Annotated in this window: 32 protein-coding genes; 29 read left to right on the top strand and 3 right to left on the bottom strand. The window is 70.6% G+C overall.

Translation table 11 applies throughout. The annotated features are described in order from the left end of the window. From ACLQ2R_RS17490 to ACLQ2R_RS17410, 17 genes are all read left to right on the top strand, one after another. Positions 1-714, top strand: coding sequence for a hypothetical protein (locus tag ACLQ2R_RS17490; protein ID WP_425960773.1), 714 nt, complete (start codon positions 1-3; stop codon positions 712-714). Then, positions 707-1138, top strand: a complete 432-nt coding sequence (locus ACLQ2R_RS17485; RefSeq protein WP_425960771.1) for a hypothetical protein — start codon at positions 707-709, stop codon at positions 1136-1138. The genes ACLQ2R_RS17490 and ACLQ2R_RS17485 overlap by 8 nt, the downstream gene beginning before the upstream one ends. A 23-nt stretch (positions 1139-1161) precedes the next feature. Beyond that, a complete protein-coding gene (locus ACLQ2R_RS17480) occupies positions 1162-1527 on the top strand; it encodes a hypothetical protein (protein ID WP_425960769.1) in 366 nt (121 codons plus the stop codon). Continuing rightward, positions 1520-1753 (top strand): helix-turn-helix domain-containing protein, encoded by a 234-nt coding sequence (locus ACLQ2R_RS17475; RefSeq protein WP_425960767.1) that lies wholly within the window; start codon positions 1520-1522, stop codon positions 1751-1753. Before ACLQ2R_RS17480 ends, ACLQ2R_RS17475 begins: the two co-directional genes overlap by 8 nt. Beyond that, a complete protein-coding gene (locus ACLQ2R_RS17470) occupies positions 1753-1947 on the top strand; it encodes a hypothetical protein (protein WP_425960765.1) in 195 nt (64 codons plus the stop codon). Before ACLQ2R_RS17475 ends, ACLQ2R_RS17470 begins: the two co-directional genes overlap by 1 nt. Then, a complete protein-coding gene (locus tag ACLQ2R_RS17465; RefSeq protein WP_425960764.1) occupies positions 1937-2308 on the top strand; it encodes a hypothetical protein in 372 nt (123 codons plus the stop codon). The genes ACLQ2R_RS17470 and ACLQ2R_RS17465 overlap by 11 nt, the downstream gene beginning before the upstream one ends. Beyond that, positions 2305-2871, top strand: coding sequence for a hypothetical protein (locus ACLQ2R_RS17460; RefSeq protein WP_425960762.1), 567 nt, complete (start codon positions 2305-2307; stop codon positions 2869-2871). Before ACLQ2R_RS17465 ends, ACLQ2R_RS17460 begins: the two co-directional genes overlap by 4 nt. Continuing rightward, positions 2864-3493 carry a hypothetical protein gene (locus ACLQ2R_RS17455; protein ID WP_425960760.1) on the top strand — a complete coding sequence of 210 codons (630 nt, stop codon included), beginning with the start codon at positions 2864-2866 and terminating at the stop codon, positions 3491-3493. The genes ACLQ2R_RS17460 and ACLQ2R_RS17455 overlap by 8 nt, the downstream gene beginning before the upstream one ends. A gap of 73 nt (positions 3494-3566) precedes the next feature. Then, positions 3567-4322 (top strand): hypothetical protein, encoded by a 756-nt coding sequence (locus ACLQ2R_RS17450; RefSeq protein WP_425960759.1) that lies wholly within the window; start codon positions 3567-3569, stop codon positions 4320-4322. After that, positions 4319-4492 (top strand): hypothetical protein, encoded by a 174-nt coding sequence (locus tag ACLQ2R_RS17445; protein WP_344888456.1) that lies wholly within the window; start codon positions 4319-4321, stop codon positions 4490-4492. The genes ACLQ2R_RS17450 and ACLQ2R_RS17445 overlap by 4 nt, the downstream gene beginning before the upstream one ends. Continuing rightward, positions 4489-4719: a hypothetical protein gene (locus tag ACLQ2R_RS17440; RefSeq protein ID WP_425960757.1), complete on the top strand. Its 231-nt coding sequence runs from the start codon at positions 4489-4491 to the stop codon at positions 4717-4719. Before ACLQ2R_RS17445 ends, ACLQ2R_RS17440 begins: the two co-directional genes overlap by 4 nt. Further along, the gene (locus ACLQ2R_RS17435; RefSeq protein WP_425960755.1) at positions 4716-4964 is read left to right on the top strand and encodes a hypothetical protein; all 249 of its coding nucleotides are present in this window, start codon (positions 4716-4718) and stop codon (positions 4962-4964) included. The genes ACLQ2R_RS17440 and ACLQ2R_RS17435 overlap by 4 nt, the downstream gene beginning before the upstream one ends. Beyond that, positions 4954-5241 carry a hypothetical protein gene (locus ACLQ2R_RS17430; RefSeq protein ID WP_425960753.1) on the top strand — a complete coding sequence of 96 codons (288 nt, stop codon included), beginning with the start codon at positions 4954-4956 and terminating at the stop codon, positions 5239-5241. Before ACLQ2R_RS17435 ends, ACLQ2R_RS17430 begins: the two co-directional genes overlap by 11 nt. Beyond that, a complete protein-coding gene (locus ACLQ2R_RS17425; protein WP_425960752.1) occupies positions 5231-5758 on the top strand; it encodes a hypothetical protein in 528 nt (175 codons plus the stop codon). The genes ACLQ2R_RS17430 and ACLQ2R_RS17425 overlap by 11 nt, the downstream gene beginning before the upstream one ends. Further along, positions 5755-6141 (top strand): hypothetical protein, encoded by a 387-nt coding sequence (locus tag ACLQ2R_RS17420; RefSeq protein WP_425960751.1) that lies wholly within the window; start codon positions 5755-5757, stop codon positions 6139-6141. Before ACLQ2R_RS17425 ends, ACLQ2R_RS17420 begins: the two co-directional genes overlap by 4 nt. Further along, complete coding sequence (locus tag ACLQ2R_RS17415; RefSeq protein WP_425960749.1) at positions 6117-6548, top strand: DUF6221 family protein; 432 nt, start codon at positions 6117-6119, stop codon at positions 6546-6548. Before ACLQ2R_RS17420 ends, ACLQ2R_RS17415 begins: the two co-directional genes overlap by 25 nt. Beyond that, a complete protein-coding gene (locus ACLQ2R_RS17410; protein ID WP_425960747.1) occupies positions 6545-6745 on the top strand; it encodes a hypothetical protein in 201 nt (66 codons plus the stop codon). Before ACLQ2R_RS17415 ends, ACLQ2R_RS17410 begins: the two co-directional genes overlap by 4 nt. A 53-nt stretch (positions 6746-6798) precedes the next feature. Here the strand turns inward: ACLQ2R_RS17410 and ACLQ2R_RS17405 are convergent, their stop codons facing one another. The 3 genes from ACLQ2R_RS17405 to ACLQ2R_RS17395 form a co-directional block, all read right to left on the bottom strand. Continuing rightward, entirely contained in the window at positions 6799-7008 is a 210-nt protein-coding gene (locus ACLQ2R_RS17405) for a hypothetical protein (protein ID WP_425960745.1), read from the bottom strand. Between the two features lie 86 nt (positions 7009-7094). Then, positions 7095-7484, bottom strand: coding sequence for a hypothetical protein (locus tag ACLQ2R_RS17400; protein WP_425960744.1), 390 nt, complete (start codon positions 7482-7484; stop codon positions 7095-7097). Positions 7485-7516: 32 nt separating this feature from the next. Beyond that, entirely contained in the window at positions 7517-7894 is a 378-nt protein-coding gene (locus ACLQ2R_RS17395; protein WP_425960742.1) for a helix-turn-helix domain-containing protein, read from the bottom strand. Between the two features lie 650 nt (positions 7895-8544). Here ACLQ2R_RS17395 and ACLQ2R_RS17390 point away from each other — a divergent pair. From ACLQ2R_RS17390 to ACLQ2R_RS17335, 12 genes are all read left to right on the top strand, one after another. Beyond that, entirely contained in the window at positions 8545-9117 is a 573-nt protein-coding gene (locus ACLQ2R_RS17390; RefSeq protein ID WP_425960740.1) for a hypothetical protein, read from the top strand. Between the two features lie 80 nt (positions 9118-9197). Further along, positions 9198-9653, top strand: a complete 456-nt coding sequence (locus ACLQ2R_RS17385; RefSeq protein WP_425960738.1) for a hypothetical protein — start codon at positions 9198-9200, stop codon at positions 9651-9653. Between the two features lie 182 nt (positions 9654-9835). Next, positions 9836-10003 carry a hypothetical protein gene (locus tag ACLQ2R_RS17380; protein WP_425960737.1) on the top strand — a complete coding sequence of 56 codons (168 nt, stop codon included), beginning with the start codon at positions 9836-9838 and terminating at the stop codon, positions 10001-10003. A 101-nt stretch (positions 10004-10104) separates the two neighbouring features. Further along, positions 10105-10353 (top strand): hypothetical protein, encoded by a 249-nt coding sequence (locus tag ACLQ2R_RS17375; RefSeq protein WP_425960735.1) that lies wholly within the window; start codon positions 10105-10107, stop codon positions 10351-10353. Then, positions 10350-10505, top strand: a complete 156-nt coding sequence (locus tag ACLQ2R_RS17370; protein ID WP_425960733.1) for a hypothetical protein — start codon at positions 10350-10352, stop codon at positions 10503-10505. The genes ACLQ2R_RS17375 and ACLQ2R_RS17370 overlap by 4 nt, the downstream gene beginning before the upstream one ends. A gap of 37 nt (positions 10506-10542) precedes the next feature. Continuing rightward, positions 10543-11121 carry a hypothetical protein gene (locus ACLQ2R_RS17365; RefSeq protein WP_425960731.1) on the top strand — a complete coding sequence of 193 codons (579 nt, stop codon included), beginning with the start codon at positions 10543-10545 and terminating at the stop codon, positions 11119-11121. 6 nt (positions 11122-11127) lie between these two features. Beyond that, positions 11128-11931, top strand: coding sequence for a hypothetical protein (locus ACLQ2R_RS17360; protein WP_425960730.1), 804 nt, complete (start codon positions 11128-11130; stop codon positions 11929-11931). A 10-nt stretch (positions 11932-11941) separates the two neighbouring features. Continuing rightward, positions 11942-12283 carry a hypothetical protein gene (locus ACLQ2R_RS17355; RefSeq protein WP_425960728.1) on the top strand — a complete coding sequence of 114 codons (342 nt, stop codon included), beginning with the start codon at positions 11942-11944 and terminating at the stop codon, positions 12281-12283. After that, positions 12283-12780, top strand: a complete 498-nt coding sequence (locus ACLQ2R_RS17350) for a hypothetical protein (protein WP_425960727.1) — start codon at positions 12283-12285, stop codon at positions 12778-12780. The genes ACLQ2R_RS17355 and ACLQ2R_RS17350 overlap by 1 nt, the downstream gene beginning before the upstream one ends. 17 nt (positions 12781-12797) lie before the next feature. Further along, positions 12798-13103 carry a hypothetical protein gene (locus ACLQ2R_RS17345; protein WP_425960725.1) on the top strand — a complete coding sequence of 102 codons (306 nt, stop codon included), beginning with the start codon at positions 12798-12800 and terminating at the stop codon, positions 13101-13103. 27 nt (positions 13104-13130) lie between these two features. Then, on the top strand, positions 13131-13475 hold the full coding sequence (locus ACLQ2R_RS17340; RefSeq protein WP_425960724.1) for a hypothetical protein: 345 nt from the start codon (positions 13131-13133) through the stop codon (positions 13473-13475). Continuing rightward, on the top strand, positions 13472-13849 hold the full coding sequence (locus ACLQ2R_RS17335; RefSeq protein ID WP_425960723.1) for a hypothetical protein: 378 nt from the start codon (positions 13472-13474) through the stop codon (positions 13847-13849). Before ACLQ2R_RS17340 ends, ACLQ2R_RS17335 begins: the two co-directional genes overlap by 4 nt. Positions 13850-13855 lie beyond the last annotated feature (6 nt).

Raw genomic sequence — 13855 nt, 5'->3', positions numbered from 1 at the left:
ATGCGTCGCGCTGGCGCCATCTGGTGTGACCAGCACAAACGGTGGGAGTGCTCGAAGAAGTCGAAGCGCAGCCACGAGCGCTGCCACGCGTTCGCCGTCCGGGGGACGGCCGCGTGCCCGACGCACTCGGGGACGACGCTCGAGGTGGCCAAGGCGAAGGGCGAGGCCCTGTCCGCCGCCTGGTCCGCCCTCCACGCCGAGCCGTCGGTGAGCGCGACGGAGGCGGTGCTCGGCATGCTCCAGATGAGCTGGGCCCGCGTGCACCTGTACGCCGGACTGCTGCGCCGCCAGGTCGAGGAAGCCCAGAACGCGCCAGGCCCCGGATCCGGGGTGCTCGGGGAGGAGGCGGGCCACGGCGCCGGCCTCATCGGCTACAGCCGGTCGGCGAACGCCGAACTCGGCCTCTACGCCACCGGCGAAGCAGTGCGCGGACTCGCCACCCTCGAGGCGCAGGAGCGTGACCGGTGCGTCCGCTTCGCCAAGGTGTGCCACGACATGGGCATCGCCGAGCAGCAGGTCCGGCTGGCCGAGCACCAGGGGGCGATGCTCGCCGCCGTCATCCGCGGATCGTTGGACGCTCACTTGGGCCGGGTGCTGGAGGTGCTCGGCAACTCGGCCGAAGCCGACGTGATCCGCCGGTCCTGGCAGGGGTGGGTGGAGACGATCGTGCCCGCCCAGATCGAGCTCGTCGCCGGAGGGGGCGGTCGTGGCTGACGTCCTCAGCGTGTACGTCGTCCAAGAGCCGACTGGCCTGTGGGTTGCTGGCTGCTGCAACGACCGGTGCGGCTACGAAGGCCACGACGTGGCGGAGGAGAAGACCAAGGCCGCCGCCGAGCGGGCCGCCGCCGAGCACCGGGCCGAACTGCGGCGGGAGGGCGAGGAGCAAGCCGCCCGCGCCGCCGAGTCGGAGAAGGGCACCACCACCTACTGGTGGGACGTCGCCCAGCAGCGGCAACGGGAGCTGGCCCGCGCTGAGCGGGAGTTGGAAGCGGCGCGCGGTGCTGTGGAGACGCTGGCCCGGTTCCGGACCTTCCTCGACGAGGACTTCCGGCAGTGGTGCTCACCGAACGGTGTCGCCGCCCGGTACGCGGACGATCTGCTGCGGATCCTCGACCAGGGCGGAAGCAACGGCCGATGACCCACCCCCCGAAGGAGACGACCATGCCTGAGTTCATCTCGACGCGCTGCCGGTTCGAGAACTGCCAAAGCTGCACCGATCTGGCGTGCGCTCACGACTGCCACTCGGCGGAGAACTTCGAGTTCGAGGAGACCGCCGCCGCGAGTCCGCTCCCTCCGGCCCCGCCGCGCACATCGCGGCAGAACGACGACGGCACCTGGAGCCCGGCCACCCCGCTCGGCTTCCAGGGCGACCGGCTCGACGTCGAGGTGTTCGGCTCCGGCCCGTGGGGGTGGGCGGCGTACCGGGGCGGTGAGCGGGTGGCGTCCGGGCGGGCCCGCACCCGGCTGGGGTTGCTGCTGTCGATAGCACGCATTCGGCTCGCGCGGCGGGTGATGCGCCGTGGCTGATCTCACGCCCTACCCCGAACTCGCCGACGTGCTCGCCTCGCTGCCGCTCCTCCTCCGGGAGGCGCGGCGGGCGCGCGGCCTGTCGCAGCGCGCCGCCGCCCAGCAGATGGGCGTCTCCCCGAACACCGTCGCCCGCGCGGAGGCCGGTGAAGACCTGGTGCTGTCCAACGCCGTCACCATCCTGCGCTGGCTCGATACCCGCGACACCTGCCCGAAGGAGACCTGATGCCTGACCTTGAAGCCGTGCTGAGGAAGCTGGCCGCCCTGTCAGAGGCCAACCCGTACGAGCGCGTTTACGCGTGGAGGCAGATCCTCGACGAGGTGCGGCGCGAAGGGTTCGAAGCGGGCTACACCGCAGGGCGGCGCGACAGGGAGCTGTCCGAGCAGATCGCCCAGCAGGAGGCCAGCCGTGACGCCTGATCAGCGCGCCCGCGCCGTCGTGTTCAACAGCATCAACCCCGCCCTCCGCAGTGTCGGCCTGTGGGCGAAGCTGACCAGCCGTCAGGTCATCGCCGATCGGCTGATGGCCGCGCTCGCCGAACACGGCCTCGCCGTCGTGCCCGTCGACGACCTGGTGGCGACGATCCGCGACGCGGACGCCTACGACTCCGAGTACGGGGCGGGCATCGGTAACCCGTCGAACTGGGAGCGCCTCGACCGGTTGCGCGCCGCTGTGAGCGCTTCTCCGCCCACCCCCGGACACGAACACCCGCCGCCCCCGGCAAACCCCGCCACGGCCGCCACAGGCGCGCGCAACCACCACAGCGAGGAGACGACGTGACCCCGAACCGGCTCCCCGGCCACACCCTCAGCAGCGAAGGCGCCGCCTTCGCATGGACCACCAACGGCGGCCGCTACGTCCGCACCACCGGCCGGCGGGGTGTCGCCCTGTGCTCCTGCGGTGAGACCTCGTCCACCCTCGACAGCAACAGCGCACGCAAGCGCTGGCACCGGGAGCACAAGGACGAACTCCGCCGCGGGCCCGCCACGGCCCAGGGGAACACCGCCGACAGCGTGAAGAGCACGAGCCCGGCCGGGCCGACCCTCGTGATCGCCCACACCACGGCGGCGGGGACGGTCGACGTCGCGTGGATCGAGGACGCCGTCCTGGTCCGGCTCAAGCCGGGCGCCCAGCTCGCCGTGCGGCTCAACCCGCGCGAGGACGTCCCGGCCCACCGGCCGCCACACCCGCCCGGCACCGCCGAGGAGCCCGACCTCGTCGAGCGGATCGCCGCCGCCATCGAGCGCCTCTGCCCCGAACCCGGCACCGAGCACTTCGGCGACCACTGCCCGTACCGGGAAGCCGCCGACACCGCGCGGAAGGTCGGGGCCGACCGTGGCTGATGACATCGAGTGGCACGCCGTCGACGAGCACGGCGAGCACATCACCCGCATCATCCCCGGCACCCCGCCCGCCACCGACCACACGTTCATCCCCACCGCCGAACTGGAGCGGCTTCGCTTCGAGGGGCAGAACGCCGACGTCCTGCGCCAAGACAACACGCAGCTCCGCGAAGAGATCACCCGGCTCCGGACCAACGCCGAGAAAGACGTCTGCTCTGGCTGCATGCAGCGCGAAGAGCAGCGGGACCGGTGGATGGAAGTCTGCCGCCAGATGGGCGTAGAGCTGGAACAGCTCCGTCTCATCGCCCGCGTCAACGGCGGACTCCACCGCTCCGCCCACGAAGACGCGGAGAAAGCCGAAACCGAGCTGGAACGCATGACCACCGCCGCGCGCCTCGCCAACGGCCACGCCCTCGAAGCCGAAGCCGCCATCACCCGCGTCCGGGACCTCCACCAGCCCGTCGACGTTGAGTTCGCCCGGGGCGCCCGCCTCGAGCAGGGCGAGACCGGGGACGTGCGATACCGGCGGAAATGCTGTTCGCACTGCGCCGACGAGCAGTACGGCCTGCCCGTCGACTGGCCCTGTCCCACCGCCCGGGCCCTCGACGGGGAGCCGACATGATCCGCGTCCCCGTCCGCCTCGCTCAGCCCGCCACGACCACAGGGGGATCCTGACCTTGCCGTACCACCCGCACATGTGCCCCGGCCCGTGCTCGAAGCCGTACAGGGACGCCGTCGACGCCTACGACCAGGCGACCGCCGTCTACGAGCACGCCCTCGCCGTCCACCAAGCCGTGCTCGCCACCTGGCGCATCCCCCTGCCGTACCCCGCCGAGCCCGTCCCGCCGGCGCCGGTCACCATCCGGCCGTACCTCGGCGACCCCGTCTGGCATCCCGGCTGTGTGAAGCGCATCCGGGCCGCGCTCACCGAACTGGACGACCTCGCCTCCCAGGCCCAGGCTGAGGTCGACGGCCACCGCGACGCGGGCGCCCGCTACGGTCGAACCGGGTTCCACCTGAAGACCAGTGCGCCCTCACCCAGCCCGGTCACTGACACCCTCGACGAGCTCTACGGCACCCTCGTCGAAGTCGAAGACCACTGGCGGGCCGCCCGCCGCTACCCGAACCGGCCGCAGCGCACCCGCGGGGGCCATGCCCGCCGGCTGACGATCGCGTTCCTCCTCGACGAGCTCGACGCGATCGTCGCCCACCCTGGCTCCGTCGAGTTCGGCCACGCCACCCTCGCCTGGCAGCGGCGCCTGCGCACCCTCACCAAGTCCGACCCGCCCGCCCGCCGGTCGCCGGTCCGCTGCCCGCGATGCAAGGAGCGGCAGATCCGCAGGAAGGACGACGGCTACTACGAATGCGGGTCCTGCGAAAGGCTGATGAGTCAGGCTGAGCACGACCGGGAGTTCGCCGAGCAGGCGGAAGAGCAGGAGGCACACGCGTGACCGTCACCCACACCATCCGAGCTGAGGCCTCCGACCCGAAGGCCGGCATGACGCTCGCCGAGCTCGCCGCGTTCGTCCAGGCCGCGCTTCGGGAGGACGCCGACGACGGCGTGCCGGTCAAGGCGCTGGTGAACATCCGCGGCGGCATCAAGAAGCTGGAGACCCGATGACCGGCGCCCGCCCGGCGCCGGGCTTCGCCGCCCCGGACCCGCGCATCGCCCGCCTGCAGGACGAGCTCCGTGAAGCGAACGCCGGTCTGGCCTGCCTCGCCTACCTGCTGGGTGGCGAAGCCGTCGTCACCGCCGAACTCCGCGCCGAGGTCCTCGCCGGTCGCCCGCGGCTGAATATCATCGCCGCCGACGGCGGACACACCTACCGGCTGGAGGCAGGCCGATGACCGTCGACGAGCCGCAGTGGGCGAAAGACCTCCGTGCCGCGGCCGAGAACCTCAGCGCGGCCGCGATCCACGCCACCCACATCCTCGTCGCCCAGGAGGCCATGGCCTGGATGTACCGGGGCGACCTCGAGGCCGCCCAGCGCGCGGTCGCGAAGCTGCCCCCCGACCAGCTCGCTGCGCTGTCCACCGCGGCCGCCGCGGTGGCGGCGCTCGCCGACGAGGAGATGACCCGCCATGCCCACTGAACCCGAGCCACGTCTCACCGCCGCACAGGCTGCCGGGCAACTCGGTATCCGACCCACCGACCGCGACGCTTTCATGCTTCTGGTCGCACGGATGCAGACACCGGCCGCGCAAGAGGCCGAACTCCGGCGGCTCCGCGCCGAACTGGACGCGGTGAACCGCGTCTTGCGCGAGGCGGGGTTCGAGTATCCGTTGGGCGCCCCGGGTGTTCAGGACCTCGCGGCGGCGTACAAGGGTGCGCTCGCCGCCCGGGACGAGGCGGTGAACGGTGATGGATGACCAGAGAGACATCCTTGATCAGATCGACGACGTCATCACCTGGGACGGCGGCAGCGACGACGCCGCAGTGTGGACCGCCGACGAGCGGCAGCAGCCCGACCTGCTGCCCGGGCTCGCGTCGATCGTCGACGCCGCCCGGCCCACCCCCGAAGCGGCTCGCGCGTTCGCCGAGCGGATCACCGCGGGCATGCAGGCGTTCACCGAAGCGCTCCGCCCGGTCGCCGAGCAGGTGACCCGCACCATGCAGGCGTTCGTTGAGTCGCCTGGTTGGCGGCAGCTCGTCGAGTTTGCCGACAGCCCGGAGGGTCGGGCGTGCATCGAGGCCGCCGAGCGCGGTGAGATCGAGCCGGATCCGCCGTCCTGCCACTGCCTGTGCGCCGCCACCCACCGCGACCGCATGGGCATCTGCGAGCACGACGCCGTCGACGAGATCGTGAGGGTGTCGCCCACCGTCGGCCGCCGACAGATTCCGGTGTGCGGGCCGTGCCGGGACGCGCAGATGGCGGAGGCACGGTGAACACGGCGGAGAGATCCCTCCACCAGACAGTCGAACTCCTGGAAGTCGTAGCCTCCTGGCTCCCCGAGAAGGACTCGTTGCGGCGCCGCCTCGACGCGTTGACAGACGACGTGAAAACTCACCAGAGCCGCGACCGCTGCCCCCTATGCAAGAAGCCGCCGTGTGAGTGGCTGTGCCCGCTATGGGAGGCCAGGACGCCGCCCGAGATCACCCATGGCGCATGGCCCGGCCCGCAGATCGGCAACTGGGAAGGTGGGTTCACCGACGCGACCGGCCGCCGCTGGCACCACGTACCGAACAAGGGCTGGGAGCTCAGCAACCAGACGCCGTACCTTGTGCTGCGCGTACCGCGTGCGCCGTGGTGGAAGTGGTGGCGGCCGTGAACGAGTGGTGGAAGAAGGCGGCGGGCATGACCGACCTGATCGCGTGGCTCCGCGCTCAGATCGGAGAACAGCTCACCAAAGCCCGCGCCGCCGAAGAAGTCCTCGACGGCAACTGGTACAGCCCTGACCTCTCCGAATGGGCGCTCCGCCACCTCGGGCGAGCCGAAGGCGACCACATCGCCGCGAACCCGCCCTGCGACGTAATCGCCCGCTGCGAAGTCGAACTGCTGCTGCTCGACGAGCACGCCGCCGCCGCGGACCCCTACTCGCCAACCGGATTCGTGTGCAAGACCTGCAACGACGGCGGGCTGCCCGTCGAACCCGCTTGCTCGCCGTGTCGCACCGTCCGCCTGCTCGCGTACGGCTACCGACATCGGCCCGGCTGGCGGGAAGAGTGGCGGCCGTGACCGAGTCGGAGGAGGCTGCCGTAGCCGTCGGCGCCGTCCGCCACGAATGGTGCCCGCACTGCCTCAAGAACACGCTGCAGGCCGCCACCATCAGCGCAGCCACCAGCCAGGCCGTGCACGTCATCGGCGGCTACGCGGTGTGCGAGGAATGCGGCTGGTCCCCCTACGCCGAGCAGTCCACCGCGCCGTCCCGGTGACATGCGAAAGCCCCCGCCGATGATCCGGCGGGGGCGACAAGCGCAGGGGACGGTCAGGCCGGCGCGTGCACCGGGCACCCGGCAGTGGTCGCGCCGCACCGGCACGCCCCGACCACCCCCGCCCGCCACTCCCGGTAGCAGGACGCGGACAGCAGCGGGTTCTTCCCGTCCGCGAGCTGCTGCCTCCACGTGCGCTCGACGAACGCCACCTCGGCGTCGATGTACGCGTCCAACTCGGCGCCGGTCAACGTGGCGAAATCCATGATCTTCTCCAAGGTCGATGCTTGATTCTGACGGCCCCCGCCGGTCAGCGGGGGCCGGGTTGCGGCGTTCCGTCCTCCGCCGCGCGTCAGACCGGCAGGGAAGGGGCGGCGAGCTGGTCCTGGCCGTCCTCGGCGTGACCGGCGGCGGCCTGGAGGTAGGCCGCGTCGCTCCGCATGCCCGGCACGGTGGCGGCGGTCTTCTCGCGGGCGCTGGCGAACTCCTCGCCGTCGACGTCCTTCAGCGTGTCCGCCGTCTGCTTGGCCACGTCCGCCGCGCGCCCCACCACGTTCCCCAGTCGCGACAGCAGCTCGGCGTAGTTCAGGTCCGGGGCGCCGTCCTGCATCAGGGCCAGCAGGTCGCCCAGCGCGTCATGGGCGGTGAGGAGCAGTCGGAGGGCGTCGGCGCCCGGGTCGGCGGGCTCCGGGGTGATGATGTTGGTGCATCCACGGGTCTCGTTGAGCAGCTCGGCGAACATGTGGGTTCCTTCCGGGAGGGGCGGGGTGGGGGTTAGGCGGCGCGGCCGACGGCCTGCACCAGGGCCACTGCGGCCCGGTGGTAACAGAGGTGCTTGCCGCGGGCGCCGGACGGACAGGAGCAGCCGCATCGGTGCACCAGGTAGCGGGCGGAGCCGTCCGACGACACGGCGGTGTAGATGCCGGGGCGGCGGGTGGGGAGGATGCCGCCCTGCTCGATGAGCTCGCGCGCCCGGTCGAGCTGTGCGGCCTTGAAGTCGGCGACGTCGGCGGTGAGGGTGATGACCCAGCGGCCGGCGGTGTCCTTGGCGGCGGCGAGCTTGCCGGTGGCGCACCAGCGCTGGGCGGTGCGGAGGGAGACGCCGTGGGCGGCGGCGGCCTCGCGGGTGGTGACCTGGATGCTGCTGGCCATCGGGCTCCCCTTAACGTTGTCCGGCTACAGGGACAAAGTTACGGCATCCGATAAACGTTGTCCAGTGATGCGGACAAAGAAAAGGGGCCCCACCCGAAGGCGAGACCCACACGACCCCCCGCTACCCCTTCGCCGGACGCCCCCCACCAGCACCCCGCCCAGGCCGGCCCGCCTCCCACGCGCGCCACTCCGACTCCCGCTCAGGCAACCACCCCTTCACAGCCGTCTTCCCCTCACCCGTCTCCGCATCCGGCTCCGGCGTCGGATGCGACTCCGCATACCGCCCCAGGTACTTCGTCAGCGTCCCCGGCGACATACCCAGCCACGCCGCCACCCCGGCCACCCCGACATAACGAATCACCTCACGTTGTCTACCCATACGGACAAGGTAACCCGGCGACGGAGTTGCGTCGAGCGCGAACGGGCGCCGACGCCGACACATCAACCGCCTCTTGTTGGGCGATACGCTCGGATTATCTCGATTCGCCTGTGCAATATGTGCAGCAAGTAGCGCGTATATAGTGCTATATGCACGGCGCGGCGGGACTGGGCGGGGCTCAGCGGGGCGAGGCTAGGTTCGGCCTGGCGAGGCAGGGAGTGCGGGTCTTCCATGGGAGGCCCGCACCAGCCATATCTACGAGGAGATGCTCATGGATTTCACCATCACGCTCACCGGCACGGCGACGCTACTCATGCACAACTCGCGGCTTGCCAACCCGCTCGACCCCGCCACCAAAGCCCTCAAAGCCGTCACCGGGAAACGCGGCAAGACCGACGAAAACCACGAAGAGATCGCCCGACTGGAGCACGCAGGCAGCCTCTATTACGACAGTGACATCGGCCCCTACGTGCCCGCCGACAACATCTGGCGGGCACTCTTCGACGCAGCCACGAAGACCAGGCGCGGCCGGAAAATCAAAGAAGGCGTCTTCATCACCACCGACATCAACCCCCTCGCCTACGACGGCCCCCGCACCATCAGCGGACTCTGGAACGACGAAAACTTCCGCCACATCGCCTCAGCCAAGGTCGGCATGAGGCGCATCATGCGATGCCGCCCCCAGTTCCGCGCCTGGAAATGCCAGGCCAACGGGGTGCTCGACACCGAACTGCTCGATCTCGCCGAACTTCATGAGGTCGCCGACACGGCCGGAAGCCTCATTGGTCTCGGCGACTGGCGGCCCCGCTACGGTCGGTTCACCTCCACGATCGAGGCGGCATAGTGGCGCCTTTCACACCCCTCGGCAGTCAGGCGCGCTGGCGCACCGTCTACAGCGAGCTCAAGAAGGCTAGCGTCGGTGGCGTGGTCACCTACGAACGGCTCGGTGAAGCCCTCGGCCTCGACCCTGTCAAGCAACGGCACCCGATCCAGATGGCCGTGAGGCGGGCGGCGAAAGAGTACGAGGCGGTTGACAAGCGCGCCCTCGACGCCGTACCGAACCAGGGGTACCGGGTCATCGCCGCCAGCGAACACCTCGTACTGGCCAAACGGCATCAGGCCCGTTCATCTCACTCGCTGGAGCGAGGCCACAGTGTCGCCACCAACGTCGACCTCGCCGACGTGGACGAGCACACGCGACGCGCTCTGGAAACGGTGGCCGCTGCGTTCGCCGTCCAGATGGACTTCAACCGCCGTTTCGACGTACGTCAGCGACGGTTGGAGCAGGCCATGGCAGCCCAGACCGAGCGGACGGAGCGCACCGAGGCGGAAGTCGCTGAGCTGCGCGCGCGACTGGAACGGCTGGAGACCACGCCATAGACTCGGCAGGACATAGGCATGGCTGGGCGCGACGGGGCACGGTATGGCTCGGCTCGGCGTGGCCAGGCTCGGCGGGGCCAGGCAGGGCTTGGGATCTGGGGTTGACCATAAGGTCGGCCCCAGACGCATTTCATGGGCGGCCCGGCTCGGCCCGGTCGCCTCGCTGAGAGAATGGGATGGACATGAACCCTCCCCTTCCCCTCGACGTCGTCCCCTGCCCCAACGGCGACGCCATCCTCAACCTTCACGGCCTGCTCACCGCCCGCCTCACCCCCGAGCAGCAACACCAGCTCGCCAACCTGCTGCCCGCCCTCAACGCGGCGCGGGAACCCGAGCTGATCGCCGACTAGCGCAACGCCGCCACCTGGCGTAATATCCCGACTTAAGTTGGATCATCTGCGCCCTCGAAGCCCCCGGCTCCGAGGGCGTTCGCACGTTCGGGGGTGAACCCGTGCGTCGCGACCCCGTCCCCCTCGCCGTAGCCTCCGAACGCCTCGGCGTCCGCGAAGCCACCATCCGCGTCTGGGGCACCCGCTACAAGGTCCGCAAAGCGAAAGTCCTGGGCGTCATCTACTGGGATTACGTCGACCTCGCCGCCATCGACGGCTACATCCACCGCGGCGAACCCGTCCCCGCCACCCCCGAAGAGCGGGACCGGCTCCGCGAGCAGCGGCGCACCGCCTACCGCGACGCCGCATGAGCAGCCCCACCCCGGCGCTCGCCGTGATCCTCCTCGTCGCCGCCCTCATCGCGTTCCTGCTGGCCGCGTTCGGCATCCACGCCCCCCGCCTCCTGGCCGCCGGCCTCGCCTGCTGGGTGCTCGCCGACCTGCTGCCCGCCCTCACCCTCTGACCATCCCCACCCCGACCTGCTTGGAGGGTGACCCCACATGCCCACCGCCAACGACACCGTGCGGGCCACCACCCACTGGAAGGTCGACCGCTGGGACGCCGACCAGACCGGCTGGGTGCAGCGCCGCAGCGGACTACTCACCCCGGCCCCCGCCGACTTCGCCCGAGCCGGCGTCCAGCCGTACCTGACCACCGAAGTCCACGGCAACCTCGCCACCACCGCCGGCCTGACCCGCCTCACCTCCCTCCTCACCGCAGGCGGAGGCCAGGCGATCGTCGCCACCAGCTCCCGCATCGGCGTCGGCAACGGCGCCGGCACCGCCGCCATCGGCGACACCGACCTGTCCGCCTCCGCAGGCAGCAGCAACCGGTGGTTCCAGGTGCTGGATGCCACCTACCCGCAGACGTCCGGCGGCGTCCTCACCCTGAAAGCCACCTTCGGCGCCTCCGACGGCAACTTCGCGTGGGCCGAATTCGGCATCGACATCGGCACCCCCACCGTCACCAGCGGCGCCACGGTGAACGCCGTCCTGTTCAACCACAAGACGGCCATCGCCCAGGGCACCAAGGCCAACGGTCAGACGTGGGCAGCAACCGCCAGCGTCTCGTTCGGGTAGATCATCATGCAGTGGCCGATCCCGCCATTCCCCACCCGGGTCGCCGTCGGCACGCAGGTCAACCTCGCCTCGTCGGGCTCCGCCAACACCAAAGGGTCGTACCTCACCCTGCTGTCCGGCCTGTCAGCCCCCGTCGGCTGGATCAACATCGGCATGTTCTCCTCCAACCTGGGGGCCGGAGACCGCGCCATGATCATGGACCTGGCCGTCGGCGGCTCAGGATCCGAAACGATCGTCGCCGCCGACATCGTGTGCGGAAACCGGCTGAACACCTCCCTGTGCTTCCCGCTGCACGTTCCCGCAGGAGCCACGCTGCGGGCCCGGATCGCCACCGCGCAAACCAGCCAGGTCATCCCCACAGCTGCCACCGCGTTCATGGCGGAACCGGAGTCGGGGATCTCCACGCCGGGCCGCATCACCTCCTACGGCACCGTGTCCGCCTCCTCCGGCGGCACAGCGGTCACCCCATCCGGCACCGCAGGCGTCAAAGGCTCCTACGCGCAGCTCACCGCGTCCACGACCAAACCGATCCACGCGCTGATGGTCATGGCGCAAGGCAGCACCAACACCCACCTGGCCGCCACCTACGCAGTCGACATCGCCGTCGGCGGCTCAGGATCCGAAACAGTGATCATCCCCGACCACCTGGTCGCCGCCGACACCAACGAATACCTGCAGCCCATGAGCCCGGACTTCTACCCCCTGTCGCTGTGCATCCCCGCCGGGGTCCGGCTCGCGGCCCGCTGCGCGGTAACCACCGGCAGCGTCGCGACACCGGTCGAGGTCGCCGTCTACGGATTCACCTACTGAGGGGGCCGCCATGTCGTTGACGATCACCGCGTCCGGCACCCAGGCCGCGACGGTCAACACCGAACACACGCTCACCACGCTGACCGGCGCGAAGACCTTCACACTGCACGTCGACACCAACGCCATGAGCCACGGCTCCGGCACCGCCGACGAGCTGGAGCTGCGCATCAAGGCCAACGTGCTGAGTGCCGGCACCGAACGCGTCGTCTACCTGGCCACGTTCACGGGCGCGCAGGACGTCCCCATCAAAATCTCGCTGCCGGTGCCGGTCACGCAGACGGCGACCGTCACCCTCAAGCAGACCGCCGGGACGGGCAGAAGCTACCCCTGGTCGGTCACCACCCCCGACTGATGGCCCGCTACCGCGACCGGACCATCCCCCGGTCAGGCGACGCCGAGAAGACCATCTCCGACACCGTCGCGGTCACCGACACGCTCACCGTGCAGCGGGCGGTTTCGCTCGCTGACACCGTCACGGTCACCGACATGCTCGCTGTCGCCGTCACCGTGCCGCTCGGCGACACGGTCACCGCCCTGGACGGCCTCGGCGGCGGCGTCCCGGTCGACCTCACCGACACCGCCACCGTCACCGACGATCTGACGGCCCTGCCCACGCCGGTGATCACCGACTCCGTCACCGCCGCCGACACGCTCACCGCATCCGTCGCCGCCAGCCTGGCCGACACCGTGACGGTCACCGACGGCCTGACGTACATCGAGATCATCCCCAAGAGCATCAGCGACACCATCACCGTCACCGACAGCCTGCGGGGCGCCGAGGTGCGCGACCGCGACGCGACCGCGCTACCGCTGCGCCGCACCTGGTCGTCCCTCCCCCCAACCACCTGAGCGATGGGAGGTGCGCGGTGGGCCCGTCGCTGACGATCCCGTGGCAGTCCAAGGAGTACCTGAAAGCGCCGATCGCAGGATCCGCAGACCTGGGATCCCTGCCACCCGAGATGGCGCTGCTGCCGGTCGGCCAAGACCCCATCTCTGGCGATTGGCTGTCCGCCCAGTGGATCGTCGAAGGCGGCCAGCTCAAGGCGATGATCCTCATCGGCCCCGACACCGCGCTGCCGCTCACCAAGGGCCTGCTCTACCAGGTGTGGGTGCGCATCACCGCCGAGCCTGAAATTCCGCTGCTCAAGCCCGGCACCGTCTACGCCAGCTGAATCCGATCCGTCGCCGTAGGGAGAACCGTGGCTGGCTTTCACCGCCTGGTCGTCGAGCAGGGCGCCACGTTCGAGGAGCGCTACGAGATCGTCGGCGACGACGAACAGCCCTGGGTGATCCCCGCCACCTGGAAGGCCCGCGCCCAAGTCCGCGCCGAGCCGCTCGCCCCCACGATCATCCTCGACCTCACCCAGCTGCTCACCGTCGACTACGACGCCGGCACCATCACCCTGCGGATCCCGGCCACGACCACCGCGACCCTGGACCGCGGCGGCGTCTGGGACCTGGAGCTGTACGACCCGGCCGACCTCGGCCAGGTCTCCCGCCTCCTGGCCGGGCCGGTGGAGCTCGACCTGGAGGTCACCAGGTGATCGGCATCCGGGTCATCCCCGTCACCTCGCCGCCCGGGCAGGCCGGTGTCCGCGTCCTGCAGATCAGTCCACCGCCCGGCCCGCAGACCATCCGCGTCGCCCCGCCCGCCGGACCGCCCGGACCGGCCGGGCCGGAAGGTCCCGCAGGGCCGCCGGGCCCGCCCGGGCCCGCGGGTGGCGACATCTTCGTCTACGACCGGTTCGGGGTACCCGCCGCGACCTGGACCATCGTCCACAACCGGGGCCGGTACACGCACGTGACCGTCCTCGACGACGACGGCTCCGAGGTCACCACCGACGTCGAGCATCCCGACCTCAACACCACCGTGATCACCTTCGCTGCGCCGACCTCCGGCAAGGCCGTCATCGGATAGGGAGCC

The organism is Streptosporangium sp. DT93 (assembly GCF_049844535.1).
Classification (GTDB): Bacteria; Actinomycetota; Actinomycetes; order Streptosporangiales; family Streptosporangiaceae; genus Streptosporangium.
This window is presented reverse-complemented; position numbering and strand designations above follow the sequence as displayed.